This window comes from Caldovatus sediminis (assembly GCF_014644455.1).
Lineage (GTDB): Bacteria > Pseudomonadota > Alphaproteobacteria > Acetobacterales > Acetobacteraceae > Caldovatus > Caldovatus sediminis.
This window is the reverse complement of record NZ_BMKS01000009.1, coordinates 112,423-137,514: the sequence shown is the minus strand read 5'-3', so window position 1 is coordinate 137,514 and position 25,092 is coordinate 112,423. Positions and strand designations below refer to the sequence as shown.

Below are 25,092 nucleotides of genomic sequence, written 5' to 3'. Positions count from 1 at the left end.
CTTCGGGCGCGTCTTTGTCCTAGCGCAAAGTTGCGGCCGGGCATCGCGGCTATGGGGCCGGCGGAGGTGACGCCATGGTCCCGAACCACCGGCGCGTGGCGGCGCTGCCGCCGCTCCTGACCGCCGCCCTGCGGCCCCTGCCGCTGGCGCCGCTGCAGCCGGCGCTCGCCCTCGCGCTGCGCGCGGTGCTGCGCCGCCACCCGCGCGTCCTCGCGCGGCTGGGAGGGCACGCGGGGCGGCGCTTCGGCCTCGACCCGACCGACCTCCCCTTCGCGTTCGTGCTGGAACCCCGGCCGCCCGCGCCGCGCATCGCCGCGGTCCGCCGCCTGCCGCGCCGCGGGCTGGACGTGCGCATCGCCGGGCCGATCCGCGCCCTGATCGGGATGGCGGACGGCAGCCTCGACGGCGACGCGCTGTTCTTCTCGCGCGACCTGGTGGTGGAGGGCGACATGGCGGCGGCCGTCGCGCTCCGCAACGCGATCGAGGGCGACGGCGTGGACCTGATCCGCGACCTCGCCGCGGCGCTGGGGCCGCTCGCCCCGCCGGCCGAGCGGCTGCTGCGCGGCGGCCTCGGCCTGCTGGAACGCCTGGCGCGGTCCGGGGCCGGGGAGGAGGCCCGCGCATGGAGCTGATCTGCCCCGCCGGCACGCCCGCCGCGCTGCGCGTGGCCGTGGACGCCGGCGCCGATGCGGTCTACTGCGGATACGCCGACGAGACCAACGCCCGCAACTTCCCCGGCCTCAATTTCAGCCGCGCGGAGATGCGCGAAGGCGTCGCCTACGCCCATCGCCGCGGCGCGAAGGTGCTGGTCGCGGTCAACACCTTCCCGCGCGCCGGCGCCGTGGGCCCGTGGCGGCGCGCGGTGGACGACGCGGTGCAGGCCGGGGCCGACGCGCTGATCCTCGCCGACATCGGCCTGCTCGACTACGCGGCGCGGACCCATCCCGGACAGCGCCTGCACGTCTCGGTCCAGGCCGCCGCCGCCAACCCGGACTCCGTCCGCTTCTACGTCGAGGCCTTCGGCGTGAAGCGCGTCGTGCTGCCGCGCGTGCTGACGGTGGCGGAGATCGCCGCCGTCGCCCGCGCCGTCGCGCCCTGCGAGACCGAGGTGTTCGTCTTCGGCGGCCTCTGCGTCATGGCGGAGGGGCGCTGCTCGCTCTCCTCCTACGCCACCGGCCAGTCGCCCAACATGAACGGCGTCTGCTCGCCGGCGAGCCATGTCGCGTACCGCGAGCGGGCGGACGGGCTCGTCTCGCGCCTCGGCGGATTCACCATCAACACGTTCGGCAGGGGCGAGGCCGCCGGCTACCCGACGCTGTGCAAGGGGCGCTTCAGGACGGGGCCCGCCACAGGCTACCTCTTCGAGGACCCGGTCAGCCTCGACGCCGCGGCGCTGCTGCCCGCGCTGCGCGAGGCCGGCGTCGCGGCGCTGAAGATCGAGGGGCGCCAGCGCGGCCGGGCCTATGTCGAGGGCGTCGTCCGCGCCTTCCGCGAGGCCCTTTCGGCGCTGGAGGAGGGACGGCCCTTCGTTTCGCCGGGGCTGCTCTCGCTCACCGAGGGGCAGAGCACGACCCAGGGCGCCTACCGCAAGGCGTGGCGATGAGCGCCGCCGTCGGCCTCACCCTCGGCCCGGTCCTCTTCCACTGGGACGCGGAGGCCTGGCGCGACTTCCACTTCCGCATCGCCGACGAGGCGCCCGTGGACACGGTGGCGGTGGGCGAGGTGGTCTGCTCCAAGCGCCTGCCCTTCCTCGCCGACCACCTCCCCGCCGTGGTGGGGCGACTGGAGGCCGCCGGCAAGCGGGTGCTGCTCTCCTCGCTGGCGCTGGTGACGCAGGAGCGGGAGCGCCGCTGGACCGCCGAGCTGGCCTCCGGCTCCGGCCCGACGATGGTGGAGGCGAACGACGTCTCCGCCCTCGCGCCGCTCGCCGGCCGGCCGCACGCGATCGGCCCCTTCGTCAACGTCTACAACGAGGCGACGGCGGCCTGGCTCGCCGCGCGCGGCGCGCGGCGCCTCTGCCTGCCGCCCGAACTGCCCGCCGCCTCGATCGCCGCGATCGCCGCCGCCGCGCCGCCCGGCCTCGCGGTCGAGGTCTTCGCCTTCGGCCGCGTGCCGCTCGCCATCTCGGCGCGGTGCTATCACGCGCGGGCGCACGGGCTCGCGAAGGACAATTGCCGCTTCGTCTGCGCCCGGGACCCGGACGGCATGACGGTGGACACGCTCGACGGCGAGCGCTTCCTCGCGGTCAACGGGCTGCAGACCCTCTCCCACGGCTGCGCGAACCTGATCGAGGACGCGCCGCGGCTGGCGCGCATGGGCGTCGCCGCGCTGCGCCTCTCGCCGCAGCGTTGCGACATGGTCGCCGTGGCGCGGACCTTCCGCGCCGTGCTCGACGGCCGGATGGAGCCGGCGGAAGGGCGCGCGGCGCTGGCGCGCCTCTACCCCGCGGCGCCCTTCGTCAACGGCTTCCTGCACGGCCGCCCCGGCGCCGAATACGTCGCGGCGACGGCCCCGTGAGACGGCGGCCCGCCCCGCCCGCCGGCACCCGCAACGGGAGGATGCGATGGCCGAACCCGTCCCCATCGGCGTCGTGACGGTCTCCGACCGCGCCAGCCGCGGACTCTACGAGGACAGGGGCGGCCCGGCGATCGAGGCCGAGCTGCGCCGCATCCTGGCCACGCCCTGGCGCCCGGTCCGCCGCCTCGTGCCCGACGAGCGGCCGCTGATCGAGGCCGCCCTGCGCGAGCTGGCGGACGCCGAGGCCTGCCCGCTGATCGTCACCACCGGCGGCACCGGCCCGGCGCCGCGCGACGTCACGCCGGAAGCGACGGAGGCGGTCTGCGAGCGGATGCTGCCCGGCTTCGGCGAGCTGATGCGCGCCGTCTCGCTGCGCAGCGTCCCGACCGCGATCCTCTCCCGCCAGGTCGCGGGCACGCGGGGGCGGAGCCTGATCGTCAACCTGCCCGGCAAGCCGAGCGCGATCGCCGAATGCCTCGGCGCCGTGTTCCCGGCCATTCCCTACTGCATCGACCTGATCGGCGGACCGCGCCTGGAGACGGACCCGGCGGCCTGCGTGGCGTTCCGTCCGAAGGGCGCCTGAAGCCCGAGCCCGGTCCGCCGCGATGGCGTGACGGTCCGCTCCCGGCCTTGGGCATATCGCCGATCCCGCCGGTGGGCGATCCCCCCGATTTGGCGAACGACGTGCCGATGCCCCCCGAGCCTGAGCGGGAGCGCCTGCGCGACAACCAGCCTCAAGGACTGGCCTCGCGTCACCGACCCGGGACAGGGCTGCAGACCCTGCGCCGGGTCATGCCGACCAGCGGGCAGCACCTCGGCATGCGGTACATGGTCTTCTGCGGCAACCAGTCGCGCGAGGGGCAGACCGGCGGCGGCACCTGGGACTTCGCCCCGGGCACCTACTACTTCACCGGCAACTCCGAGGTGAAGACAGCGAATCTGATCCGCTTGGACTGCATCCCGGGCCATAACGGGGTGACGATCGTGATGGCCGGCGCCAATGGCCCGGCGCCGGGGATCCTCAGCTTCGCGGCGCAGCCGGTGGTGCGGCCGAACGCGCCGTTCGCCGGCCCCTATCCGGGCCTGGTGATCTGCCGCGACGACGCCGGTGCCTCTCCGCCGGCGGCGACTCCAGCCTCGTCGGCGGCGTCTACGGACCGACCAGCGGGCTCTACGACGCCGGGAGCAACAACTCCGTCGGCGTCAGCCGGAGCTGCTCCGTCATGGTCGCCGACTCGGTCGTCGTCGCCGGCGGACCGAGTCCGGCCCGGCACAACGACTGCGACATGGTGCGCACGGCCGTGCCGAAGCCGCGGCTCGTGCGGCTTGTCGAGTAGGACACCGGGAGCGGGGGGCGCACGGCCGGCGCCAGGAACGCGTCGGCCATCTCCCCCCCCATGGCGCGGATGCGCGCGGGGCCGCCGAAGTGGCGACGCAGTCCTGACAGGGATCCGCGAGACGCGCCGGCGCCAACATCCCGTCCCCGCATCGCATGGGGGCATGGGGCCGGCACCGGCCACCGCGCGCGAGCCGCCAAACCCCTCGCCGACCGGAACCGGGCCGTCGCCTCATCGCATGCGGGGAGGGGCGGCGCGCCCCTGGCCGGCGTTGCCTCCCTTGCGTCCCGAGCCGCGCCATCACGGCGCGGAGGGCCGAGGCTCTCCCGGGCGCCGTCCCGGGAACGGCCGGAACAGGACAGGGCCCCCGGTCGCGCCGCGCGGTGCAGCGATCAGGAGGTCGCAGCCGTCCGGACCCCTCTCCGCCCGCCGCAGGGCCGAGGTCCGGTCGCTCAGGCGCGCACCAGCCCGCGCATCGGTGCGATCGCCTCGCTCCCGGGGAAGGCCTCGGCAAGCGCCCCCGGCGGCAGGCGCAGATGGTCGCGCAGCAGGCCCTTGGCCACTGCGCGCAGATCCATGGTCGGCGCCAAGTCGCGGCCCTGGAACAACTGGTGCTCGGCGAGGCCCGGCCAGGTGGCGCGCACCTCGCCGCCGGCGACCGCGCCGCCGAGGACGAAGGCCGCGCCCGCGGTGCCGTGGTCGGTGCCAAGCGTGCCGTTGACCCGCACGGTGCGCCCGAACTCGGTGACCACCAGCACCGCCGTGCGCCGCCAGTGCTCGCCGAGACCATCGCGCAGCGCGGCGATGCCGTCGTCCAGCGCGCCGAGCGGCTGCACCAGCCGGCCGGGCTGCCCGGCGTGGGTATCCCAGCCCCCGATCTCGAGCGCGGCGACGCGCGGCCCGTCCGCGGCCGCGAGCAGTCGCCCCGCCGCGCCCGCCAGGGCGGGGAAGGCGTTCCGCCCCGGGCCGGCGGCGGCGCCGCCGCCTTCCATCGTCCCGTGACCTGCCAGCGCGGCCGCCGTGAACCCGCGGTTGCGCAAGCCCTCGGCGACGGCATGGCCGAGCAGCGGATCGCGCTCGTGGAGCGCGGCGATGCGCGCGAGCAGGTCCACCTCGGGCTGCGCCAGGCCCTGCGGCGCATAGCTGCGCACCGCCGCCGGGCCGCGCAGCAGCAGCGGCACGCCGGTGCCGACCGCGAGGCCGACGCCGTTGCCCGGCCCGCGCGCGGACGGTGCCGGCATCGCCGCGAGCGCCCGGTTCAGCCAGCCGCTGGAGAGCCGCTGGGGCGCGCCGCCCTCCAGCAGGTCCTGCGCCTCGAAATGGCTGCGGCTGCGGTGCGGCCCCGCCACCGCGTGCAGCACCAGCGCCTCGTTGGCCCGGTAGAGCGCGTGCAGCGTGCGCAGGCGCGGATGCAGGCCGAAATGCCCCCCGAGGTCGAGCGCGCCGCCCTCCTGCCCCGGCTCGGGCAGGGCCAGCGGGCCGCGCAGCGCCGCGAAATGCGGATCGCCATAGGCCGGCACGGCGGCCAGTCCGTCGAGCGCCCCGCGCAGCAGCACCACGACGAGGCGCCGCTCGCCCGGCGCCTGGGCGAGGGCGAGCCGCGCGGAGCCGAGCGCGACCGTCGCCGCGAGGCCGAGCAGCAGGCCACGGCGCCCCGCGCGCGGCCCGCCGGACCCGTGCAAGGCCCGTGCGGCGGGCGGCGGAAACGGATCGGTCCTCATCGGCGCTGGAACTCCGGGCTGGCGAGCACGAGGGTGAGGGCGTCGCGTGCCGAGCCGGCGCGGCCCGCCTCGCGCAACGTGTCGGCATGCGCGAGCGGGCCGAGCACGGCCTCCGCGAGGGCGCGCGCATCCGCCCGCCCGCCGCGCCCGGCCATGGTGTGCGCCCATTCGACGCGCCGTAGGACGCCCTCCGGCGCGGCCCAATCGGCGGCGCGGTCCGGCCACCCGTTCGGCGCCGGTGCGAGCCAGAGCGGCTGGCCGAGCTGCGGCAAGTCGCGCCACGCGATCTCCGCCCCCGCCTCGGCCGGCGCGTCGAGTGCGCGCAGCACGGCGAGCGCGTAGTCGAGCGGCGTGCGCAGCTTGGTCAGCGGCGGCGACCAGGCCTCGGGCAGGCGGAGCAGCGCGCGCGCCGCGGCGCCGAGGTCGCCGCGCGTGTCGCGCAGCACCGCGAAGATGCGGTCCACGGCCGCCGCCGGCGGCTCGTCGGCGACGAAGTGGCGGGCCAGCTTGGTCGCGAGGTGGCGGTGCGTGGCCGGCTGCTGCGCCAGCCACCGCAGCGCGGCGATGCCCCCCTCCTCGCCCTCCGGGTAGCGGCGGCCCATGAGGATCTTCTCGCCCGGCTCGTGGGTGGCGGCGCGGAAGACGAAGCCGAAGGGCTCGCGCTGGCCCTCGACGGACCAGCCGGTCAGGATCCTCGCGAACTCGGTGACGTCGGTCTGGGTGTAGCCGGCGGCCGGGCTGAGCGTGTGCAGTTCGAGGATCTCGCGCGCCAGGTTCTCGTTCAGGCCGCGGCTGCGGCGCCGCCCGGCCGGGCTGTTCGGCCCGACCGAGCCGGCGTTGTCGAGGTAGATCAGCATCGCCGGGTGCCGCACCACCGCCAGCAGCATGTCGGCGAACCGGCCAGTGACGTGCGGGCGGATGGCGCTGCGCAGGAAGTCGCCGAGAAAGACGCCGGCGTTGGGGTTGCGGCGGCTGACCGCGAAGTGGTTGAGCCAGAAATTGGTCAGGCGGACGTGGTACTCCTCCGCCGCCTCCAGGCTATGGGCGAGCCAGCCGATGGCCGCGGCGCGGGTCAGCCGCGGGCGTTCGAGCGCCGGGCGGCTCGGCCGTTCGCGGCCGGTCGCGGCCCGCTCGGCTTCCGCGGCGCCCTCCTCCATGGACGGCCGCGCCCGCCCCACGGGCGTGCCCGCGCGCGCTTCGGCCGCGGCCTGGGCCTCGCGCACGGCGCGCGACGTCTCGCGATCGGCCCGGATGGCGGCGAAGGCGTCCGGAACGCCGGCATAGCGCTCGCCAGGCAGGGGCGCAGGCGCGTCGAGGTGGCGCTCCAGCCAGGCGACCGGGTCGGCCGGGACGGGATCGCCGGGACGGCGGCCAAGGCCGAAACGGACCGAGGCGACGGCGTGCTCGATCTTCATGCGAACATCATATCGCGAGGACCGGCGCGCGCATTATGCCGCTTGCGGCCAAAGGCGGCCGCGAGGAAGCGCACAGGGCCGGCGCCGAGCGCGGCGGCAAGCCCCCGATCGCCAGTCCGGACGAGTGCGGCCGTTGCGGCGCGGTCATCGTCGGCGCGCCGAGGCGCTGCGCACGGCGGCCGTCGCAGATCCCGGGCCGGAGGAGCGCGGGTCGGCGGGATCGCGGCGCTTGAACCCCCACGCCGTGTGCGAGCGGAGGCTCCCCTGCCCCGCGGCCGGGCAGAGAGGCGCGGGAACGAGGGCGGCGGCCTCCTCCCTCGCCGGCGGGGCGGACAGGCGGCGCGGATCGCCGCCAAACCTGGCGGCCACGGGCACGGGATCCGCGTCCCGCCGGTTCCGGCCGTCCCCGGTCACCCCCGCGCGGCCAGCGCGCGCAACGCGGCGCACACCCGCTCCACCTGCGCGTCGGTGAGCTCGGGGAACATCGGCAGGCTCAGCACCTCCTGCGCCGCGCGCGCGGTCTCGGCGCAGCCGGCGGGGCCGAGCGGCACCCGGTCCTTGTAGGCGGGCTGGAGGTGCACCGGCACCGGGTAGTGGATGCCGGTGCCGATCCCCCGCTCGCGCAGCCTCGCCTGCACCCTGGCGCGCTCCGGCGTGCGGAGGACGTACTGGTGGAAGACGTGCTCGCAGCCCTCGCGCCGCGCCGGCGGCGCGATCGGCCCGTCCGCCAGCGCCGCGTCGTAGGCCGCGGCGATCGCCCGCCGCCGCGCGTTCCCGGCCTCGAGATGCGGCAGCCGCGCCCGCAGGATCGCCGCCTGCAGTTCGTCGAGCCGGCTGTTCACCCCGACCATCGCGCTGACGTAGCGCTCCTTCCAGCCGTACTGGCGGATCGCGGCGATGCGCTCGGCGAGCTCCCAGTCCTCCGTCACCAGCGCCCCGCCGTCGCCGAGGGCGCCGAGGTTCTTGGTCGGATAGAAGCTGAACCCCGCGGCGCGGCCGAGGGTGCCGAGCCGGCGCCCGCGCCAGGTCGCGCCGTGCGCCTGCGCGCAGTCCTCGATCAGCGCCACGCCGTTGCGCTCGCAGGCCGCGCGCATCGGCCCGAGGTCGCAGGCCTGGCCGTAGAGGTGCACCACGATCGCGGCGCGGATCGGCGGCAGCCCGGGCGGCGGGTCCTCGAGCACGGCCGCGAGCTCGTCCGGGTCCATCGTGTAGTGGTCCGGCTCGATGTCGAGCAGCAGCGGCGTCGCCCCCACCATCTCGATCGCGGCGACGGTCGCGACCGCGGTGTGCGAGACGGTGGCGACGGTGCTGCCCTCGCCGATGCCGAGGCCGCGCAGGATCAGCGCCAGCGCGTCGGTGCCGCTGGCGCAGCCCACCGCGCGGCCCTGGCCGAGCCAGGCGGCGAATTCGCGCTCGAAGGCCTCGCCCTCCCTGCCGAGGATGTACCAGCCGCTCGCCAGCGCGCGGGCCACGGCGGCGTCGATCTCGGCCTTCTGCGCGCGGTAGCCGGCGCCGGGATCGGCCTGCGGGATCGTCTCGGTCATCGGGGGAGCCTCACGTGTAGTCGGCCAGGCGCGGCCTGTACCATTCCAGCGTGCGCCGCAGCCCCTCGTCCACATCCACGCGCGGCCACCAGCCGGTGGCGGCGCGGAAGGCGCGGTCGTCGGCGGCGTAGCTGCCGATGTCAATGGGCGCGCGGTCGGCGGGGAATTCCTTGACCACGTAGCTCCCCTCGCCGCCGTTGGCGGCGATCAGCCGCTCCGCCAGCTCGATCAGGCGCATCGGCGGCGAGCCGCCGATGTTGAACACGCGCCCCGCGACCTCCGGCCGCCGCGCCTGCTCGGCGGCGCGCAGGAAGGCGTCGGTCACGTCGTCGAGATAGGCGAGGTCGCGGAGCTGCTCCCCGCCCCAGACCTCGAAGGGCTCGCCCTCCAGCACGCGGCGGATCCAGATGCCGAGGAAGGTCTGCCGCGCGTCCCTGATGCGCAGCCGCGGCCCGTAGCAGTTGGTCAGCCGCAGCGAGACCACGGGGCGGCCGTGGACCCGCTGCTCCAGCAGCCAGTACTGCTCGCCGGCCCATTTCGAGACGCCGTTCGCGTCCGGCGGGTTGACCGTGTGCTTCTCGTCCACCGGCAGGTACTGCGGCCGGCCGTAGAACTGGCGGGTCGAGGCGTGCACGACGGCGGCCTTCGGCGCCGCCTCGCGCATCGCCTGGATCAGCCGCACCTGCGCGACCGCGTTGATCTCGATGTCCGCCACCGGGTCGCGCTGGCCGCCCATGTGGCTGGTCTGCGCCGCCAGGTTGAACAGCACGTCAATGCCCTGGCAGAGCGAGTGCAGCTCCGCGTCGCGGATGTCGCCGCGCACCAGCAGCACGCCGGCGCCCTCCAGGTTCGCCGGATTGGCGCCGCCGTCCGGCAGCATCGCGTCGAGCGCCGTCACCCGCGCGCCGCGCGCGGCCAGGGCGTGGCACAGGCCGGAGCCGAGGAAGCCCGCCCCCCCCGTCACCAGCACCCGCCTGCCGCGCCAGAACTCCTGCGCCGCCGTGCCCGTCGCCATCCTCTTCGTCCCGCCTCCGTCCTCGGCATCGCCGCCGGCTCCCGCCAGCCTCGCCGGCGATTGCGGCGCGATCACGCCCCTTCGCCGGCGGAAGCGCGGCGCCGGCCCGCGGGGACGGCACCACTTTCCCCGCCCTCCGCCGGCTTGCCCAGCTGATTTCCGCGCGAGGGCCGCGGCGGCGCCCCGCCGCTCGGCCTCTCTGCCTCCCCTCCGTGCTCCCACGCCCGCATCCGCGTGCTCCGCATGATCTCGGCGAAGCCGAACAGCAGCAGCAACTGCCCGAGCAGCACCTGCAGGCTCGCCAGCACCCGCACCCCGTCGCCGACGGGGCGGATGTCGCCATAGCCGACCGTGCTCAGCGTCGCGACCGAGAAGTGCAGCGCGTCGGCGAAGTCCAGCCGGAACGGCCCGGCCGGGCTGGCGAAGACGGGGGCGGCGCTCAGGCCGTCGGCGATGCGGTAGAAGGACGCGAAGGTGATCACGAGCAGCGCGTAGACCGTCACGAAGGCAGTGATCGGCACGGCGAGGCGTCCGAGCCGGCGGCCCATCGTCTCGAAGATCAGCGCCACGTCCACCAGCAGCCGCACCACGTCGCGCACCGACGCGGCCACCACCACGGCGACGGCCGTCATGGCGGCAAGCAGGGAGACCGTCTGGGCCGGTCCCGGCATCCGCCCCTCCGGCACCACCATCGAGACGACGCCGATGGCGGCGAGCGCGAGGAGGAAGCGCATCATCCGCGGCAGATGGGCCGTGTCGAACGGCCGCCGCGCCTCGGCCAGCGCGCGCAGCGCGGAGCGGCGGGCCCAGACCGCGGCGAGGAAGGCGGCGACCGGCAGCAGGAAGCCGACCGCCTTGGCCCAGGGCGCGGCATCGGGAAAGCCGGCGCGTCCCATGAACACGTAGAGGCAGGCGTACACCGCGAAGCCGTTCGCCGTGCCGAAGGCGAAATGCATGCCGTGCGGGAACAGGCTGTAGAGCACGCCCAGCCCCAGCCCCGCGGCGCCCAGCACCACTCCGGGCGAGACCTGCCCGCCCCCCGCCACCCCCGCGGCGACCAGCAGGCTCAGCGCGAGGGTGAAGCCGACCGAACGCAGCCAGCCGCGGAGCGACGGCGACACGCGGCGCGGCGGAGGGCCGGCCGGCACCGGGGTCACGGCAGCGCGGCGACCCCGGTGATCTCGACCCGCCAGCGCGGGTCCACCAGCGCGCCCTGGATCGTCATGCGGGCGGGCTTCGCGGCGGGGTTGAGCCAGCGGTCCCAGGCGCGGTTCATCGCCGGCGCATCGCGGATGTCGGCGAGCACCACGGTCACGGTGAGCAGGCGGGACTTGTCGGTCCCCGCCTCCGCCAGGAGCGCGTCGATCTGGCGCAGGATGTCCGCAGTCTGTCCCTCGACGTCGAGGCTCGCGTCGTCGGCCACCTGGCCGGCCAGCCAGACCAGGCCGTTCGCGACCACCGCCCCGCTCAGCCGCTCCTCTTCCGCCAGTCGCCGGATCGCCATGCGCGCCTCCCGTCGCCTCGCCCGTGCTGGCTGCCGGATAGAGGACGCGGCGCGGGGAGTCGATGGCCGCGCGCCGGGGCCCGGGGCCCGGCCGCCGCGCCCGCCGCGACGCGGCGAGGCGACCGTCAGCCGGCGAGATGCGGCCGCCGGACCAGCCGCGGCAGCAGCCCGTCCACCGGCCCGAACAGCACCGAGACGGCCCAGGCCAGCCCCGCCACCAGCACGATCGCCGGCCCGCTCGGCAGGTCGAGATGATAGGAGAGCAGCAGCCCGAGCGCCGAGCACGTCGCGGCGACGCCCGCCGCCGCGTAGACCATCCCCCCCACCCCGCGCGCCCAGTGCCGCGCGGCGACGGCGGGCAGCATCATCAGCCCCACCGCCATCAGCGTCCCGAGCGCCTGGAACGCCGCCAGCACGTTCAGCGCGACCAGCGCCAGGAAGGCGAGATGCCACAGCGCGCCGCGCGCCCCGACCGCGCGCGCGAAGTCCGGGTCGAAGCACTCCAGAACCAGCGGCCGCCAGGCGAAGGCGAGCGCGAGAAGCGTCAGCGTTGCCGTTCCCGCCATCAGCAGCAGCGCCGGGTCGTCCACCCCCAGCACGCTGCCGAACAGCAGATGGGTGAGGTCCATCGCCCCGCCGCGCACCGAGATCAGCGCCACGCCGAGCGCCAGCGCGACCAGGTAGAGGCCGGTCAGCGCCGCGTCCTCGCGCCCGCCGGTCGCCCGCGACAGGGCGCCCGCCCCGACCGCCACCGCCAGCCCCGCGAGCAGCCCGCCGAGCCATAGTGCCGGCACCGAGAGGCCCGCGACCAGGAAGGCGGCCGCGATGCCGGGCAGCACGCCGTGCGCCATCACGTCCGCGGTCAGGCTCATGCGCCGCAGCATCAGGAAGACGCCGAGCGGCGGTCCGGCCACCGACAGCGCCAGGCAGCCGACCAGGGCGCGGCGGAGGAAGCCGAACTCCGCGAAGGGGGCGAGGAGGAGGTCGTGCAGCAGGGCTGGGGACCTTCGGATCGGGGGCCGGTCCCGCTACGCGGCGACCGCGTCCCCGCGCGTGCAGGCCCCGGCCTCCTCCGCCCAGGCCTCGGCCATCATGCGCGCGCGCAGGCGGTTGGCGGCGGAGAGCGCCTCGCCGGTCGGCCCCCAGGCGATCGGCTCGCGGGCGAGCAGCAGCGTCTCGGGGAACTCCCGTCTCACCAGGTCGAGGTCGTGCAGCACCGCGATCACGGTGCGCCCCTCGCCGTGCCAGCGCCGCACCACCCGCAGCAGGTCGGCGGCGGTGCGGGCATCCACCGCGTTGAACGGCTCGTCGAGCAGGATTATCGGAGCATCCTCCAGCAGGAGCCGGGCGAACAGCGCCCGCTGGAACTGCCCGGCGGAGAGGCTGCCCACCGGCCGCGCCTCGAAGCCGGCGAGGCCGACCGCGGCGAGCGCCTCCGACGCCCGCTCGCGCAGCGCCCGCGGCACGCGCCGGAACGGTCCCACTGCCGGCCACAGGCCGAACATCACCACATCGAGGCAGGCGATCGGGAACCGTCGGTCGAGCGCCGCCTGCTGCGGCAGCAGCCCGATGCGGGCCTCCCGCGGCAGCTCGACGCGCCCCTCCTCCGGCCGGTGTAGTCCGGCGATGGCGCGCAGCAGCGTCGTCTTGCCCGCGCCGTTCGGCCCGACCACCGCCGTCAGGCTGCCGGGCGCGAAGCGGCCCGTCAGGTGGTGCACCGCCGGGCGCCGCGCATGGCAGACGGTGAGGTCGCGCAGCCGGATCTCGGGCACGGCCGTCGCCATCGTCATCGCCCTCAGCCCGTCATCGCCCAGAGGACGCCGAGCCACAGCAGGGCGGCCACGCCGGCGGCGAGGACGAGACGCGCCCCGGTGCCGGACGAGAGGGCGAGCGGATCGGTCCAGGTGGCGTGCCCAAGCATAACGTTATCATGTAACAGACTCGGCCGGCTGGGCAAGCTCCGGCCCCACAGGTAGAACCCGCCCCCCATGCAGGGCAGGCACTCCGCGCCCCGGTCCTTTCCCGACCCAGAGACCGAGCTCCGCCGCACCCTCGCCCGCCACCGCGCCGTCGCGACCGGGCTGCTGACGGCGATGGGCGGCCTGGTGATCCTCGCCTACTACCTGCCGCCCGGCTACTGGACCGACCTGCTCCAGGCCGGCGCGAAGGCCGGGCTGGTCGGCGGCCTCGCCGACTGGTTCGCGGTGACGGCGCTGTTCCGCCGCCCGCTCGGCCTGCCGATCCCGCACACGGCGATCATTCCGCGGCAGAAGGACCGGCTCGGCCGGGCGCTCGGCAGCTTCGTCGCCAACCACGTCTTCACCGAGCAGGAGCTGAACCGCGTCCTCGGCCGGCTCGACCTGGCGTCCATCCTGCGCGGCTTCCTGAACGATGCGGAGGCGACCCGGCCGGCGGCGACGGCCCTCGCCGCCGGCCTGCCCCGGGTGCTGGCGAGCCTCGAGGACGGCCGCGCGCGCCGCCTCGCCCAGCGGTTGCTGCCGCGCTGGCTCGGCGGCCCGGCCGCGGCGCAACTCCTGGCCCGCTCGCTGCGCGCCCTCGTCGCCAGCGGGCGGCATCAGCAGGTGCTCGACCTGGTGCTCGCGCGCAGCAAGGCCCTGCTGGCCGAGAAGGAGGAGCAGCTGCGCGAGGCGATCGAGGCGCGCGTGCGCGCGGAGGGCGGCGCGCTGGTCGGCTGGATCGCCGGCGCGGCGATCGCCCGGCGCATCCTCGCCGCGGTGAACGAGCAGCTCGCCCGCGTCGAGCCCAGCGACAGCGAGCTGCGCGCCGCCTTCGACGCCTGGGTGCAGGCCGAGATCGAGCGCCTGGAGACCGACCCCGAGCGCGCCGCCGCCATCGGCCGCGCGCTGCGCGGCGCCTTCGCCAACCCGGCGGTGGCGAGCTGGCTCGGCGACGTCTGGGCCCGGCTGCGCGCGGCGCTGGAGGCCGACGCGACCAACCCCTCCGGCCGCACGGTCGCGGCGCTGGAGGCCGCCCTCGCCAATGCCGGGCGCATCCTGACCGAGGACGAGGCGGCGCGCGAGCGGCTGAACCGCGGCGTCGAGCATGTGCTGCTCGCGCTGCTGCCGACCGCGCGCCTGCGCCTGGCGGAATTCATCGCCGAGGTGGTGCAGGGCTGGGACAGCGCGACGGTGGTGGAGAAGATCGAGCTGCGCGTCGGGCGCGACCTGCAGTACGTGCGGATGAACGGCACGCTGGTCGGCTTCCTCGCCGGCGCGGCGCTGTTCGCGCTGCTGAGCGCGGTGTTCGGCCGCGTCGCCTATTGAGCGCCGCGAACGGGGCCCTTTCCGCGCGCCCTCGACCCGGGCGCCCCGCCGCGCCACCTTTGCCGGCGAGGAGTCCGCCGATGCCCTCTCCCCCGCCCTTCACCCTCTCCGTCCTCGACCAGTCCATGGTCGCCTCCGGCCGCACGCCCGGCGAGGCGATCCGCGAGACGCTCGCGCTCGCGCGCCATGTCGAGGCGCTCGGCTACCGGCGCTTCTGGATGTCGGAGCACCACAACAGCGGCGCGCTCGCCGGCACCGCGCCGGAGATCCTCGCCGCCGCCATCGCCGCGACGACGCGGCGCATCCGCGTCGGCAGCGCCGGCGTGATGCTGCCGCACTACTCCGCCCTCAAGGTCGCCGAGCAGTTCCGGGTGCTGGAGGCGATCGCGCCGGGACGCATAGACCTCGGCGTCGGCCGCGCGCCGGGCAGCGACGGGCGCACCGCCTTCGCCCTCAACCCCGACGCCGCCCAGGCCGCCGACCGCTTCCCGGCGCAGGTGATGGAGCTGCTCGGCTGGCTCGGCGACGGGCTGCCGGAGAACCACCCCTTCCGCACCGTCGTCGCCCAGCCCGTGGTGGAGACGCGGCCGGAGGTCTGGGTCCTCGGCAGCAGCGACTTCGGCGCCCAGGTCGCCGCCTATTTCGGCCTCCCCTACAGCTTCGCCCACTTCTTCGCCGACGGCGGCGGCAGCGAGCAGGCGATCGCGCTCTACCGCGAGCAGTTCCGCCCGCATCCCGGCCGGCCGGGCCGCCTCGCCGCGCCGCATCCGGGCCTCGGCGTGTTCTGCCTCGTCGCCGACACCGAGGCCGAGGCGCTGCGCCTGTTCCGCTCGCGCGAGCTGTGGCGGCTGATGCGCGACCGCGGCCTGTTCGTCCCCCTGCCCAGCGTCGCGGAGGCGGAGGCCTACGACTATTCCGAGGCCGAGCGCGCGCGGGTCGCGCGGATGCGCGAGCGCGCCCTGGTCGGCGCGCCGGAGCAGGTGCGGGCGAAGCTGGAGGCGCTCTCGGCCGCGCATGGCGGCATCGCCGAGTTCGCCGTGGTGACGGCGTGCCACGATCCGGCGGCGCGCCGGCGCAGCTTCGCGCTGCTCGCGGACGTCTGCGGCCTGCGCGCCGAGGACGCCGGCCGCCCCGCGGCGATCGCCGCGGCGGAGGCCGCCGGCTAGAGCCGGTTCCGCCCGCCCGTGCCCGCCGCGCCGGCTCCGGCCCGTCGCCGGCCGGGCGGATTCACGCCCCCGCCCGCCTCCGCCGTCCGCGATCCGCTCCAGAGGACCGGTTGCGGGCAGCCGGAACCGGCGCCCGCCCTGCGCTGGCGCCCCGCCTCAGCGGGGGCGGATCACCACGACCCGCAGGCCGCTTGCGGCAGCGGTGCCGCCGGCAGCCGCGCGCCGCAGGCGGCGCAGCCGCCACCACAGGCTCGCCGCGCCGACCGCGCCGGCCACGACCACCACCGGCAGCAGCAAGCCGATGAACAGCAGCGCGAGCGAGACCAGCAGCAGCCCGCCCGCGGCCAGCGCCAGCAGCAGCGCGACGCCGCCAATCCGCGCCAGCGCGCGGTCCATCGCCGAGGCGCCGCGCGCGTCCGCGCCAGGGGTGGCGTCGCGGAACTCGCCATCGGGGGTGAGGTCGAGCAGGGGCGGCGGGCGGCGATGCCGCGGCGGATGCGGGTGGTCCATGCGGCGAAACTGGCCCGCCGGTCCCGCCGGTTCAAGGGCGCCGGCCGCCACGCGGGCGGGCCCGCGCGGCGGGGGCGGACCCGCGCGCCGCGGTCAGACGCCGCGGCGCAGGCGGTCCAGATGCTCGAACAGTTCGGCCGTCGGAAGCTGGGTCAGGTCTCCTTCGTGCTCGGCGAGCACGGCATGGCGCAGGTCGTTCGGGATGTGCTCCCGGAGCTGGCCGAGCAGCCGGCCCGGCGCCACCAGCGCCACCCCCTTGATGGCGCCGCTGCGCAGCGAGGCGGCGATGTCCTCGGCGATGCGCTGCATCAGGTTGCGCTTCGCGTGCTCCTTCGGGCTGTCGTCGATGCGGTCCCACTCCATGCCGCTGCGCTGGACCATGCCGGGACGGCCGCCGGCGGCCGCGTCGCGCCGGCCGGGGCCGCCGGCGAAGGCCCGGCCCGGACGGTCCTCGCCCAGCTCCGAGTCGCGCATGCGCGCCTCGGGCTCGTCCCATTCGGCGACCAGGTCGTAGCCGGACTCGCTCGCGCGCTTGACGTACGCCTTGGCCCGGCTGCCGTTGGCGACGACGAACCAGTGCTCGCCGGGCAGGATGGCGGCCGGTTTCTTGCGCGTCTCGTTCATGCCGGGGGATCTCCGTTCTGGGCGCGAATTCGCGCCTCTTGCCCATTTCATACCGCGCGGGGCCGGGGCGCACCATCAGGCCGCTTTCGCCGGCACCAGTTCGGATTCGATCCGTCCGTCGCGCAGGCTCACCAGGCGATCGAACCGGTCGAAGATCTTTTCGTCATGCGTGACGACGAGGATCGCCGCCCGCTGTTCCCGCGCGACCTGGCGGAGCAGGTCCATCACCACGCGCGCGCGCTCGGAATCGAGCGCCGCGGTCGGCTCGTCGGCGAGGATGATGCGCGGGCGGTTCGCCAGGGCGCGCGCGATCGCGACGCGCTGCGCCTCCCCGCCCGACAGCTTCGCCGGCATCGCCGCCGCGCGACGGCCGACCTCGAGGTAGTCGAGCAGGTCGCGAGCCCGACGCCGCGCCTCCGCGAGACCCGTGCCGGCGAGCGTCATCGCCAGCGCGACGTTGTCGGTCGCATCCAGGAAGGGCAGCAGGTTGTGGAACTGGAAGATGAAGCCGATCTTCTCGCGCCGCAGCGCCCGCAGGTCGCGTCGGCGGTAGCGCCCGCCCTCCCACACCGTCTCGCCGGCGAGCGCGAGCCTTCCGGCGTCGGGCTCCAGGATGCAGGCGATCAGGTTGAGCAGCGTGGACTTGCCGCTGCCCGAGGGCCCGCGCAGCCCGACCACCGTCCCCGCCTCGACCGAGAGCGTGATGTCGGAGAGCGCCTGCACCCGCGCCTCGCCCTCGCCGAATCCCTTGGCGATCCCCTCCAGCACGACCAGCGGAGCGGACGCGGTCCCGCCCATGCTCAGCCGCCGAGCGCCTGCGCCGGCTCGACGCGCAGGGCGAGCCGCACGCCGAGCAGGCTCGCGACCAGGCAGATCGCCGCCACCAGCAGGGCGAAGCCGGTCACCTCCTCCGGCCCCAGCGCGACCCGGCGCGGGAAGAAGTCCTTCACCGAGAACAGCAGCGACGCGCCGCCCGCCAGGCCCACGATCCCGAGCGCCATCGCCTGCTGCACGACCAGCCCGACGATGGTGCGGTCGCGCGCGCCGATCAGCTTCAGCGTCGCGATCTCGCGCAGCTTGTCGAGGGTCAGGGTATAGACGATCAGCGCCACCACCACGGCGGAGGCGATCAGCAGCACCACGGTGAACATGCCGAGCTGCACCCGCGCCCGCGCGACGACGCTCTGCGTCAGCACCGCCTCCTGCTCGGCCGCGGTGAGGGCGGAGAGGTGCTTCCAGCGGCGGACCTCCTCGGCCACGGCCTCGACGCGCTGGTTGGGCGAGACGCGGGCGATCACGGCGTTCACCGTGTCCGTCCCGGCGGTGCCGCCGCCGGCGGCGAGCTGGCGCCGCGCCGCGGGCGGCGCGAGGCGGAACTGCAGCTCCTGCCCGTCGCGCAGCGTGATCCAGGCGAGCGGGTCGCCGCCGGAGGAGACGGCGCCCTCCGTCAGCCCGACCACGCGGAAGCGCTGCCCGCCCATCTCCAGCGTCGCGCCGACGGGCAGGCCGGCGCGGCGGTCGGCCACCATCTCGAACCGCCCGCGGGCGATGCCGCGGCCGGCGGTCAGCACCGGCGGCCCGCCGGGCCGGTCCGGCTCGTAGGCGACGAGCTGCAGGCGCAGCACCCCGCCGCCGGGGCGCGCCACCTCCGCGGTCTGGAAGGTCACCGCCCCGGCCTCGCGCACGCCGGGCAGCCGCGCCACCGCCTCGCGCACGTCGCCCGGGATGCGCGAGCTCTCGGCGAAGGGGCCGCGCGTGCCCTCCTCCACCACCCAGAGATCCGCGCCGAGCGCCCGCGGCAGGGACAGCGCATCCTCCACCACCCCGCGATAGATGCCGACCATCGCCAGCGCCACGCCGAGCAGCAGGCCGAGGCCGAGGCAGGTCAGCAGGAAGCGGCCGAGATTGTGGCGGATGTCGCGCAGCGCGAGGTTCACGGGCGCGCCCCCGCCGCGCGCGCCGCACGCCCCTCGCGCATGCCGGGGACCGGCCGCGTCACCACCTCCGCCCCGGCCGGGAGCGAGGCGGGGTCGAGCGCCGCGCGCGCATCCAGCGTGCGCGCGAGGAAGCGCACCTCGCGCCGGGCGAGCGCGCCGCCCTCGATCGTCCAGACGCGGCCCGCGGCGCCGTCGAAGCCCTCGATCGCCGCTTCCGGCACGAGCCGCGCGGCGGGCAGGCGGCCGGTCTCGATCTCGGCGGTGATCTGCTCACCGAGGATCGGCTGCGGCGGGCAGCGCTCGCAGCGCAGGTTGACGCGCCTCTCCTCGGTGACGCGGTCGCTCTCGAGGCCGATGCGGGCGACGCGCGCGGCGAACGTCTCGCCCGGCAGCGAGCGCAGCCGCACCTCGGCCGGCTGCCCCTCGCGGATCGCCCCGGCCCGCCCCTCGTCCACATAGACGAGCGCCCACAGGCTGCCCGGCTCGACCAGGGTGAACACCGCCTCGCCGGGGGCGAGCGCCGCGCCCGGCTCGCGGTGGCGGGCGATCACCACGGCGTCGAAGGGGGCGGTCAGCACGTGCTTGGCGAGCGCCGTCCGCTCGGCGAGCAGCGCCGCCCGCGCATCGGCCAGCGCCGCCCGCGCCACGGCGAGATCGGCGCGCGCCACGGCGAGGTCGGCCTGGGCCGCGGCGGCCTCCGTCTCCGCCTGCTCGGCGGTCTCGAGCGGGGCGTTGCCGCGGGCGGCGAGTTCCCGCCGCCGCTGCGCCGTGGCGGCGCGCTGGCGGGCGAGGACCTGCGCCCGCTCGTAGGCGGCGGCGACGCGGAGCTGCTGCGCCTCGGCGTTCTCGAGCTGCGCCTCGGCGCGCGCCACGCGCGCCTCCTGGCTCGCCGGGTTGAGACGGGCGAGCACGGCCCCGGCCGCCACCCGGTCGCCGTGATCCGCCTCGACCGCGACCAGGGTCCCGGCGACCTCGAAGCCGACGCGGGAGAGCACGCGCGCCTCCACCGTGCCGAGGCCGAAGACGCGGATCGGCACGTCGCGCTCCTCGACGGCGACGGGGAGTTCGAGCGGGCGGGCACGCAGCGCCCAGGCGCCGCCCCCGACGGCCGCCGCGACCAGCAGGAGGGCAAGGAGGATCGGCACGGATCGGCGCACGGCATCCCCTTCGGACGACCGCAAAGGACCGCGGTCGGCACGTCACGCTCATGGGCCGTTCAGCTTGGCCCGGCGTTGATGCAGGTCAACGGCGATGGCGCCCGACACCTCCCGGGCGCTTTCTGGGGTGATCCGTGCCGCCTCTGGGCTGGGCTGACCAGCCTCGGCCTGCCCGGGCGCGACCAGCGGCAGCGCCGCCATCGCCGGCCCGGCCTGGGCGGCGGGCATCCCGCGCCGGCAGAAGGTCTACGCCGCCGCCGCCCGGCTGGCCCTTCCCGGCGGGCGCAAGTGCTGCGCGATGCCGCACCGGGAGCGCGGCGCGGCCGGGGGGCCGCAGCCACCACCGGCCGGGGCGGAGGTCTGGCGGACGGGCGAGTGGCCCGAGAGGGGAGCACAAGTCCCGCTCCGGCAGCCGACCGCCCCGGACCTCGCGGCACGTCCCGGCCGACGCGATCAGGGCGCGCCGGGTCCGCGCGCAGGCGCACCGGCGGCTCAGGCCGCCGGCGCCGCGCCGCCGCGGCCGAGGCGGCGGCGCAGCGGCTCCAGTCGCCGCGCCGGCTCGACGCCAAGCCGCAGGCATTCGGCGGCGGAGGCGCCGACCCTCAGGGGGCGCCCGCCGCGCCAGAGCAGCGCGAGCCCGCGACGCGCCCTGGCCTCGGCCTGCAGCTGCACGACACGCCGTCCGACTTCCCTGCCGTCCATTGGGTCCTCCTCTTCTCCGCTCCCTGGCGCGAACGCGGTGGCACGGCGCTGGCTCCCCGGCCCGTCACGTCGGCGCGCCGGGGCGACGGCCGCGCCGGCCACGGCTCCCGGTGGAAGAATCCCGTCCGGGGGCACGCGACACTTGCATTTCCGCGCTCCGATCCGCATAGGAATCGAAAGGGAGCGCACGGGCGCCGCACATAGGCGCGACGGGGGGCGGGGCACAGCACAGGAGCCGCGATGGGCCGTCGCCTGACCGATCCTCAGTTCCTCGGCGTGATGGCCGAGCGGAAGCCCGGCTGGGACCTCGACGAGCGAGGCCAGTTCCTCCTGCTCGAGGTGGCCGAGCGCGACCTCGCCTGGGTGCTGGAGTGCTGCCGCGAGCACGCCGAGGGCGCGTGGCACATGCTGCGCGACGGCGCCGCCGTGCTGTTCGAGCGCGAGCACGACCACGCCTTCGTCCGCCTCGCCTGCCTCTGAGGCACACCCCGACACCCCGACCCCACGGGGCGGAGAGACGGGGGAACCCCGCCCCGCACGGGAACCGGGGGCGCGCGCCCACCGGGACGCCGCGCGATCGGGCGCGGGCCCCCTCCGCGCGCCTCCACCATGGCCTGCTGCCGGCGGCCGCGGCCGATCACCAGGGTGGGCGGCGGCGGATCGCATCCTCCCTGCCCGCGCGGGCCGCCGAAGGCCGGGCCGCCGACTCACGATGTTGGACCGGAGCGCCAGGGCCCGGCCCGCTGCCGCCGCCGGCCCCGGTCCGGCGCCGGCGCGCCCGATGGGCGGTGGCCATGGCCGCTCCTGTCCGGCCCTGATGCCGTCGCACCCGTCAGGGCGCTAGGCTCGCCACGGACGCCTCGGAGACCGGCCGCCGCATGACCACTGCCGCCATCCGCAACGTGCTGTTCGTGATGTGCGACCAGCTCCGCTGGGATCACCTCTCCTGCGCCGGCCACCCCTACCTGCGCACGCCGAACCTCGACGCCCTCGCCGCGCGCGGCGTGCGCTTCGCCAACGCCTTCGTGCAGAGCGGCATCTGCGGCCCCTCGCGCATGAGCTTCTACACCGGCCGCTACGTCTCCTCGCACGGCGCCACGCACAACCGCGTGCCGCTCTCGGTCGGCGAGGTGACGCTCGGCTGGCACCTGCGCGAGTCCGGCCGCACCCTGGCGCTCGCCGGCAAGACGCACGTCCTGCCCGACGCGCGCGGCATGCGGCGCCTGCAGCTCGACGGCCAGCACGACCTCGCCGCGCTGCTGCGCGAGGGCTGGTTCACCGTCGCCGACCGCCACGACGGCCACCACGCCGAGCCCGACTCCGCCTACGCCCGCTGGCTGCGCGCGCGGGGCTACGACTCGCCCGATCCCTGGACCGACTACGTCATCGCCGTCGAGGACGCGGACGGCCGCGTGCTCTCCGGCTGGAAGATGCGCAACGCCCGCCTCCCCGCCCGCGTGCGCGAGGAACACAGCGAGACCGCCTACACCACCGACGTCGCGATCGACTTCATGACCCGCCAGGGCGACGACCCCTGGGTGCTGCACCTCAGCTACGTCAAGCCGCACTGGCCCTACGTCGCGCCCGCCCCCTACCACGCGATGTTCGCGCCGGAGCAGTGCCTCCCCGTCTCGCGCCACCCCGTCGAGCGCAGCGGCGCCGCCCACCCCGTCTTCCGCGCCTGGCAGGAGGAGGAGGTGGCGCGCAACTTCCAGCGCGAGGAATGCATCCGCACCGTCCGCCCCACCTACCAGGGCCTCGTCCGGCAGGTGGACGACCATCTCGGCCGGGTGTGGGAGGCGATGGAGCGGCTCGGCCGGTGGCAGGACACGCTGGTGATCTTCGCCTCCGACCACGGCGACTACCTCGGCGACCACTGGCTCGGCGAGAAGGAGCTGTTCCACGACTGCATCCAGAAGGTGCCGCTCCTGCTCTACGACCCCTCGCCGGAGGCCGGCGCCACGCGCGGCACGACGGAGACGCGCCCGGTCGAGGCGGTGGACGTGGTGCCGACGATCCTCGACGCCCTCGCCCTCGACCCCGCGCCGCACCTGGTCGAGGGCCGCTCCCTGCTGCCGCTCGCGCGCGGCGCCTCGCCCCCGGCCTGGCGCGACGCCGTGGTGAGCGAGCTCGACTGGACCTTCCGCGGCGCGCGGCGGCGGCTCGGCCATCCGGCCGGCCAGCACCACGCCTGGATGCTCCGCACCGAGCGCTGGAAGTACGTGCACTGGACGGGCGGCTACCGGCCGCAGCTCTTCGACCTCGCCGCCGATCCGGAGGAGTTCTTCGACCTCGGCGCCGAACCCGCGCTCGCCCCGGTGCGCGCGGCGCTGCGCGAGCGGCTGCTCGCCTGGTTCACCGGCCTCAGGCGCCGCACCACGCTCACCTGGGCGGAGGCGGAGCTGCGCACGGACGCCCACAAGAAGGCGGGCGTGTTCCTCGGGGAGTGGTAGGGCGGGCGCGCCCGCTCAGCGGCAGATGAAGTCGTCCGGTCCGGGCTCCCGCTCGTCCTCCGGCAGGTCGGCGACGACGTCCTCGACCACCGCCTGCAGCCAGGCCTCCGGCGTGGTGCCGAGCGCCGCGGCCCGGCGCGCGATCTGCGCGGCGACGTCTTCAGGCAGTTCGACGGTCACTTCCGTCATGCGATCCGGTCCTCGATCTCCTGTCGCGGTGCAACATAACGCGGAGGCAGCCGCGACGATGCGGCACGCCCTGCATGTCCCGCATGCGGACCGCGCAGGGTCGCGCACCGCCGTCGGAGGACGGCGCCAACCGTTCCTCGACCTCCGGGTTGCGGCGCGCGGCGTCGCGGCGTTCGGGCCGCCTCGCAGGACGCGCGGCGCGCCGGCACCGTCCACCGAACGGGGCCGCCCGCCGGGCGGCGGAGCCCGGCGCCGAGCCGGCCCCGCGGTCAGCGACACGGCTCGAGGCGCAGGTCGGCCACCGCCGCGTGCACCCGGCTGCGCGTGTCGTCGGTGTCGGTGCCGATCGAGATCTTGATCAGCGGCGGCGGCCCCTCCGCGCCGAACGCCGCCCGCCACTCGGCCGCGAGGTCGACCCGTTCCTCGAGCCAGACGCCGCGCGGGGCGTCGGCCGGGCGCAGCACGCGCACCTGGCCGATGCCTCCGAGCCAGGGGCTTGCGAAGAACGGCGCCGGCTCCCGCCCCGTGCCGCCCCACACATAGATCAGCATGCTGCGCGGCAGGGGCTGCCCGTCGCCCAGCGCCGCCTGCGCCGCCGCATGCCTGGCCCGCGCCCAGGCGCCCGCCTCGGGCGGCCAGCCGTCGAAGCCGACGCTGATCGAGATCGCGCGGTCCTCGCCGCCGCGGCGGGTCAGGTCGGTCGGCGGCGGTCCTGCGTCCACCCGCCAGCGCCAGGCGAGACAGCCGGGCGGACCCGCCAGGCGGCGCCAGACGAAGCCTCCCTCTCCCGGCTCGGCGCGCAGGAGGACGCCGGGCAGCAGCGCCCACGCCTCGCCTGCGGCCGAGCGGATGCGCGGCGGCATCGGGTCGAAGCGCGCCGGGGCCATGCCGTGCCAGGCGCCCATCCGCCAGCCCGCCTCCGCGAGCATCGGTGGCGTCGGCAGCGGTTCGGCCGCGCCGCCGAGCAGCGCGGCGAGCACGGCGAGCGGCAGGGCCGACAGGACGGCGCGGCGGCGGGAACGGATCATCGGCGCCCTCTGACCTGCGAACGGTCCGTGCGGGATGGAAGGTCGGGCACGCAGCCTCGCACGCCGTTCACGATGTCGTCATCGCGGTCGCCCCGGCACCGCGCTGCCCCGGTCAGGCCTCGGCGGGCGGAGGCACCGCCGCGCCCCGTCGATCCCATCCCAGCTTCGGCCGGCGCCGGGTCGAGGCGCAAACCGGCCGCGACGCGGGCCCAGCCAAGCTGGCAGGTCCGCCCGCCGCGCGGTATGTCCGTGCCCGGAGCCGACAACGCCAAGAGGGGAGGGAAGGACGATGCCCGAGATCCGCATCAAGGCCGCCGACGGCAGCGGCGAATTCATGGCCTATCTGGCCGAGCCGAAGACCAAGCCCGCGGGCGCCGTCGTCATGATCCAGGAGATCTTCGGCGTGAACCGCACCATGCGCGCCCTCTCCGACTGGGTCGCCGACATGGGCTTCTTCGCCGTCGCGCCCGACCTGTTCTGGCGGCAGGAGGCGGGCGTGCAGCTCGACCCCGACGCCGGGCAGGCGCAGTGGGACCGCGCCTTCGCGCTGATGCAGGGCATGGACCAGGACAAGGCGGTGGACGACCTCAGGGCGACCCTCGCCGCCGCCCGCAAGCTGCCCGGCGCGAACGGCAAGGCGGCGACGATGGGGTTCTGCCTCGGCGGCCGGCTCGCCTACCGCATGGCCGCGGAGTCTGACGCCGACTGCAACATCTCCTACTACGGCGTCGGCATCGAGGGGATGCTCGACAAGGCCGGCGCGATCCGCACGCCACTGCTGATGCACATCGCCGAGAGGGACAAGTTCGTCCCACCCGAGGCGCAGAAGGCGATCATCGAGGGGCTCAAGGGGCACCCGCAGGTGACGGTGCATGTCTATCCGGGCGTGGACCACGCCTTCGCGCGCGTCGGCGGGCACGCCTACGACGCGCGGGCCGCGACCATCGCCAATGGCCGCACGGCCGAACTGCTCGCGCGGGTCCTGGGTT

The 25,092-nt window shown here is 76.1% G+C and carries 26 protein-coding genes; 9 read left to right on the top strand and 17 right to left on the bottom strand.

The genetic code is table 11. The features are described from left to right. Positions 1-74 precede the first annotated feature (74 nt). From ubiT to mog, 4 genes are read left to right on the top strand one after another with little or no spacing between them, the layout of a single operon-like run. A complete protein-coding gene (gene ubiT / locus IEX99_RS15090) occupies positions 75-632 on the top strand; it encodes a ubiquinone anaerobic biosynthesis accessory factor UbiT (protein WP_188901718.1) in 558 nt (185 codons plus the stop codon). Then, positions 623-1,603 carry a ubiquinone anaerobic biosynthesis protein UbiU gene (gene ubiU, locus IEX99_RS15085; protein WP_188901716.1) on the top strand — a complete coding sequence of 327 codons (981 nt, stop codon included), beginning with the start codon at positions 623-625 and terminating at the stop codon, positions 1,601-1,603. The genes ubiT and ubiU overlap by 10 nt, the downstream gene beginning before the upstream one ends. Continuing rightward, on the top strand, positions 1,600-2,517 hold the full coding sequence (gene ubiV / locus IEX99_RS15080; protein ID WP_188901714.1) for a ubiquinone anaerobic biosynthesis protein UbiV: 918 nt from the start codon (positions 1,600-1,602) through the stop codon (positions 2,515-2,517). Before ubiU ends, ubiV begins: the two co-directional genes overlap by 4 nt. A gap of 46 nt (positions 2,518-2,563) precedes the next feature. Beyond that, positions 2,564-3,100, top strand: coding sequence for a molybdopterin adenylyltransferase (mog, locus tag IEX99_RS15075; RefSeq protein ID WP_188901712.1), 537 nt, complete (start codon positions 2,564-2,566; stop codon positions 3,098-3,100). 1,206 nt (positions 3,101-4,306) lie between these two features. Here mog and IEX99_RS15070 read toward each other — a convergent pair. The 9 genes from IEX99_RS15070 to IEX99_RS22710 all read right to left on the bottom strand — a co-directional run bounded on the left by IEX99_RS15070 (position 4,307) and on the right by IEX99_RS22710 (position 12,974). After that, on the bottom strand, positions 4,307-5,575 hold the full coding sequence (locus tag IEX99_RS15070; protein WP_188901710.1) for a DUF1501 domain-containing protein: 1,269 nt from the start codon (positions 5,573-5,575) through the stop codon (positions 4,307-4,309). Next, positions 5,572-6,990 (bottom strand): DUF1800 domain-containing protein, encoded by a 1,419-nt coding sequence (locus tag IEX99_RS15065; RefSeq protein WP_188901708.1) that lies wholly within the window; start codon positions 6,988-6,990, stop codon positions 5,572-5,574. The genes IEX99_RS15070 and IEX99_RS15065 overlap by 4 nt, the downstream gene beginning before the upstream one ends. A 410-nt stretch (positions 6,991-7,400) precedes the next feature. Beyond that, positions 7,401-8,534, bottom strand: a complete 1,134-nt coding sequence (locus IEX99_RS15060) for a DegT/DnrJ/EryC1/StrS family aminotransferase (protein ID WP_188901706.1) — start codon at positions 8,532-8,534, stop codon at positions 7,401-7,403. Positions 8,535-8,544: 10 nt separating this feature from the next. Next, a complete protein-coding gene (locus tag IEX99_RS15055; RefSeq protein WP_188901703.1) occupies positions 8,545-9,549 on the bottom strand; it encodes an NAD-dependent epimerase/dehydratase family protein in 1,005 nt (334 codons plus the stop codon). Positions 9,550-9,620: 71 nt separating this feature from the next. Beyond that, positions 9,621-10,670, bottom strand: a complete 1,050-nt coding sequence (locus tag IEX99_RS15050) for a potassium channel family protein (RefSeq protein WP_188901701.1) — start codon at positions 10,668-10,670, stop codon at positions 9,621-9,623. A 32-nt stretch (positions 10,671-10,702) separates the two neighbouring features. Next, positions 10,703-11,053, bottom strand: a complete 351-nt coding sequence (locus IEX99_RS15045) for a RidA family protein (protein ID WP_188901699.1) — start codon at positions 11,051-11,053, stop codon at positions 10,703-10,705. Positions 11,054-11,178: 125 nt separating this feature from the next. Then, complete coding sequence (locus tag IEX99_RS15040) at positions 11,179-12,048, bottom strand: metal ABC transporter permease (RefSeq protein ID WP_229678061.1); 870 nt, start codon at positions 12,046-12,048, stop codon at positions 11,179-11,181. A gap of 33 nt (positions 12,049-12,081) precedes the next feature. Then, positions 12,082-12,837: a metal ABC transporter ATP-binding protein gene (locus IEX99_RS15035; RefSeq protein ID WP_188901776.1), complete on the bottom strand. Its 756-nt coding sequence runs from the start codon at positions 12,835-12,837 to the stop codon at positions 12,082-12,084. 11 nt (positions 12,838-12,848) lie between these two features. Beyond that, positions 12,849-12,974 carry a hypothetical protein gene (locus IEX99_RS22710; protein ID WP_268237496.1) on the bottom strand — a complete coding sequence of 42 codons (126 nt, stop codon included), beginning with the start codon at positions 12,972-12,974 and terminating at the stop codon, positions 12,849-12,851. A gap of 67 nt (positions 12,975-13,041) precedes the next feature. Between IEX99_RS22710 and IEX99_RS15030 the strand changes: the two genes are divergently transcribed. Both IEX99_RS15030 and IEX99_RS15025 read left to right on the top strand, forming a co-directional pair. After that, a complete protein-coding gene (locus IEX99_RS15030) occupies positions 13,042-14,337 on the top strand; it encodes a DUF445 domain-containing protein (protein WP_188901697.1) in 1,296 nt (431 codons plus the stop codon). 80 nt (positions 14,338-14,417) lie between these two features. Further along, a complete protein-coding gene (locus IEX99_RS15025) occupies positions 14,418-15,503 on the top strand; it encodes an LLM class flavin-dependent oxidoreductase (RefSeq protein ID WP_188901695.1) in 1,086 nt (361 codons plus the stop codon). 156 nt (positions 15,504-15,659) lie between these two features. Here IEX99_RS15025 and IEX99_RS15020 read toward each other — a convergent pair whose 3' ends face one another. The 6 genes from IEX99_RS15020 to IEX99_RS14995 all read right to left on the bottom strand — a co-directional run bounded on the left by IEX99_RS15020 (position 15,660) and on the right by IEX99_RS14995 (position 20,433). Further along, positions 15,660-16,013, bottom strand: coding sequence for a hypothetical protein (locus IEX99_RS15020; protein ID WP_188901693.1), 354 nt, complete (start codon positions 16,011-16,013; stop codon positions 15,660-15,662). 93 nt (positions 16,014-16,106) lie between these two features. Next, positions 16,107-16,637, bottom strand: coding sequence for a host attachment protein (locus IEX99_RS15015; protein ID WP_188901691.1), 531 nt, complete (start codon positions 16,635-16,637; stop codon positions 16,107-16,109). Between the two features lie 75 nt (positions 16,638-16,712). Further along, a complete protein-coding gene (locus tag IEX99_RS15010) occupies positions 16,713-17,435 on the bottom strand; it encodes an ABC transporter ATP-binding protein (protein WP_188901689.1) in 723 nt (240 codons plus the stop codon). Between the two features lie 2 nt (positions 17,436-17,437). Next, positions 17,438-18,574, bottom strand: coding sequence for an ABC transporter permease (locus tag IEX99_RS15005; protein WP_188901687.1), 1,137 nt, complete (start codon positions 18,572-18,574; stop codon positions 17,438-17,440). Next, the gene (locus tag IEX99_RS15000; RefSeq protein WP_188901685.1) at positions 18,571-19,731 is read right to left on the bottom strand and encodes an efflux RND transporter periplasmic adaptor subunit; all 1,161 of its coding nucleotides are present in this window, start codon (positions 19,729-19,731) and stop codon (positions 18,571-18,573) included. The genes IEX99_RS15005 and IEX99_RS15000 overlap by 4 nt, the downstream gene beginning before the upstream one ends. A 492-nt stretch (positions 19,732-20,223) precedes the next feature. Continuing rightward, complete coding sequence (locus IEX99_RS14995; RefSeq protein WP_188901683.1) at positions 20,224-20,433, bottom strand: hypothetical protein; 210 nt, start codon at positions 20,431-20,433, stop codon at positions 20,224-20,226. Positions 20,434-20,673: 240 nt separating this feature from the next. Here IEX99_RS14995 and IEX99_RS14990 point away from each other — a divergent pair, with 240 nt between their 5' ends. Together IEX99_RS14990 and IEX99_RS14985 are read left to right on the top strand one after the other, a co-directional pair. Further along, positions 20,674-20,913, top strand: a complete 240-nt coding sequence (locus IEX99_RS14990) for a hypothetical protein (protein ID WP_188901681.1) — start codon at positions 20,674-20,676, stop codon at positions 20,911-20,913. Between the two features lie 398 nt (positions 20,914-21,311). After that, complete coding sequence (locus IEX99_RS14985; protein ID WP_188901679.1) at positions 21,312-22,886, top strand: sulfatase-like hydrolase/transferase; 1,575 nt, start codon at positions 21,312-21,314, stop codon at positions 22,884-22,886. Between the two features lie 15 nt (positions 22,887-22,901). Here IEX99_RS14985 and IEX99_RS14980 read toward each other — a convergent pair whose 3' ends face one another. Both IEX99_RS14980 and IEX99_RS14975 read right to left on the bottom strand, forming a co-directional pair. After that, complete coding sequence (locus IEX99_RS14980) at positions 22,902-23,075, bottom strand: hypothetical protein (RefSeq protein ID WP_188901677.1); 174 nt, start codon at positions 23,073-23,075, stop codon at positions 22,902-22,904. A 269-nt stretch (positions 23,076-23,344) separates the two neighbouring features. After that, positions 23,345-24,103 (bottom strand): DUF3047 domain-containing protein, encoded by a 759-nt coding sequence (locus IEX99_RS14975; RefSeq protein WP_188901675.1) that lies wholly within the window; start codon positions 24,101-24,103, stop codon positions 23,345-23,347. A 289-nt stretch (positions 24,104-24,392) separates the two neighbouring features. Here IEX99_RS14975 and IEX99_RS14970 point away from each other — a divergent pair. Further along, positions 24,393-25,092 (top strand): dienelactone hydrolase family protein (locus IEX99_RS14970; protein ID WP_188901673.1); only part of this gene is annotated, 700 nt, incomplete at its 3' end.

What these genes read in the sequence shown, in the direction of transcription:
- ubiT (WP_188901718.1), top strand. Translation starts at nt 75, where the DNA reads ATGGTCCCGAACCACCGGCGCGTGGCGGCGCTGCCGCCGCTCCTGACC.
- ubiU (WP_188901716.1), top strand. Translation starts at nt 623, where the DNA reads ATGGAGCTGATCTGCCCCGCCGGCACGCCCGCCGCGCTGCGCGTGGCC.
- ubiV (WP_188901714.1), top strand. Translation starts at nt 1,600, where the DNA reads ATGAGCGCCGCCGTCGGCCTCACCCTCGGCCCGGTCCTCTTCCACTGG.
- mog (WP_188901712.1), top strand. Translation starts at nt 2,564, where the DNA reads ATGGCCGAACCCGTCCCCATCGGCGTCGTGACGGTCTCCGACCGCGCC.
- IEX99_RS15070 (WP_188901710.1), bottom strand. Translation starts at nt 5,575, where the DNA reads ATGAGGACCGATCCGTTTCCGCCGCCCGCCGCACGGGCCTTGCACGGG.
- IEX99_RS15065 (WP_188901708.1), bottom strand. Translation starts at nt 6,990, where the DNA reads ATGAAGATCGAGCACGCCGTCGCCTCGGTCCGTTTCGGCCTTGGCCGC.
- IEX99_RS15060 (WP_188901706.1), bottom strand. Translation starts at nt 8,534, where the DNA reads ATGACCGAGACGATCCCGCAGGCCGATCCCGGCGCCGGCTACCGCGCG.
- IEX99_RS15055 (WP_188901703.1), bottom strand. Translation starts at nt 9,549, where the DNA reads ATGGCGACGGGCACGGCGGCGCAGGAGTTCTGGCGCGGCAGGCGGGTG.
- IEX99_RS15045 (WP_188901699.1), bottom strand. Translation starts at nt 11,053, where the DNA reads ATGGCGATCCGGCGACTGGCGGAAGAGGAGCGGCTGAGCGGGGCGGTG.
- IEX99_RS15035 (WP_188901776.1), bottom strand. Translation starts at nt 12,837, where the DNA reads ATGGCGACGGCCGTGCCCGAGATCCGGCTGCGCGACCTCACCGTCTGC.
- IEX99_RS22710 (WP_268237496.1), bottom strand. Translation starts at nt 12,974, where the DNA reads ATGCTTGGGCACGCCACCTGGACCGATCCGCTCGCCCTCTCGTCCGGC.
- IEX99_RS15030 (WP_188901697.1), top strand. Translation starts at nt 13,042, where the DNA reads ATGCAGGGCAGGCACTCCGCGCCCCGGTCCTTTCCCGACCCAGAGACC.
- IEX99_RS15025 (WP_188901695.1), top strand. Translation starts at nt 14,418, where the DNA reads ATGCCCTCTCCCCCGCCCTTCACCCTCTCCGTCCTCGACCAGTCCATG.
- IEX99_RS15020 (WP_188901693.1), bottom strand. Translation starts at nt 16,013, where the DNA reads ATGGACCACCCGCATCCGCCGCGGCATCGCCGCCCGCCGCCCCTGCTC.
- IEX99_RS15015 (WP_188901691.1), bottom strand. Translation starts at nt 16,637, where the DNA reads ATGAACGAGACGCGCAAGAAACCGGCCGCCATCCTGCCCGGCGAGCAC.
- IEX99_RS15010 (WP_188901689.1), bottom strand. Translation starts at nt 17,435, where the DNA reads ATGGGCGGGACCGCGTCCGCTCCGCTGGTCGTGCTGGAGGGGATCGCC.
- IEX99_RS14995 (WP_188901683.1), bottom strand. Translation starts at nt 20,433, where the DNA reads ATGGACGGCAGGGAAGTCGGACGGCGTGTCGTGCAGCTGCAGGCCGAG.
- IEX99_RS14990 (WP_188901681.1), top strand. Translation starts at nt 20,674, where the DNA reads ATGGGCCGTCGCCTGACCGATCCTCAGTTCCTCGGCGTGATGGCCGAG.
- IEX99_RS14985 (WP_188901679.1), top strand. Translation starts at nt 21,312, where the DNA reads ATGACCACTGCCGCCATCCGCAACGTGCTGTTCGTGATGTGCGACCAG.
- IEX99_RS14980 (WP_188901677.1), bottom strand. Translation starts at nt 23,075, where the DNA reads ATGACGGAAGTGACCGTCGAACTGCCTGAAGACGTCGCCGCGCAGATC.
- IEX99_RS14975 (WP_188901675.1), bottom strand. Translation starts at nt 24,103, where the DNA reads ATGATCCGTTCCCGCCGCCGCGCCGTCCTGTCGGCCCTGCCGCTCGCC.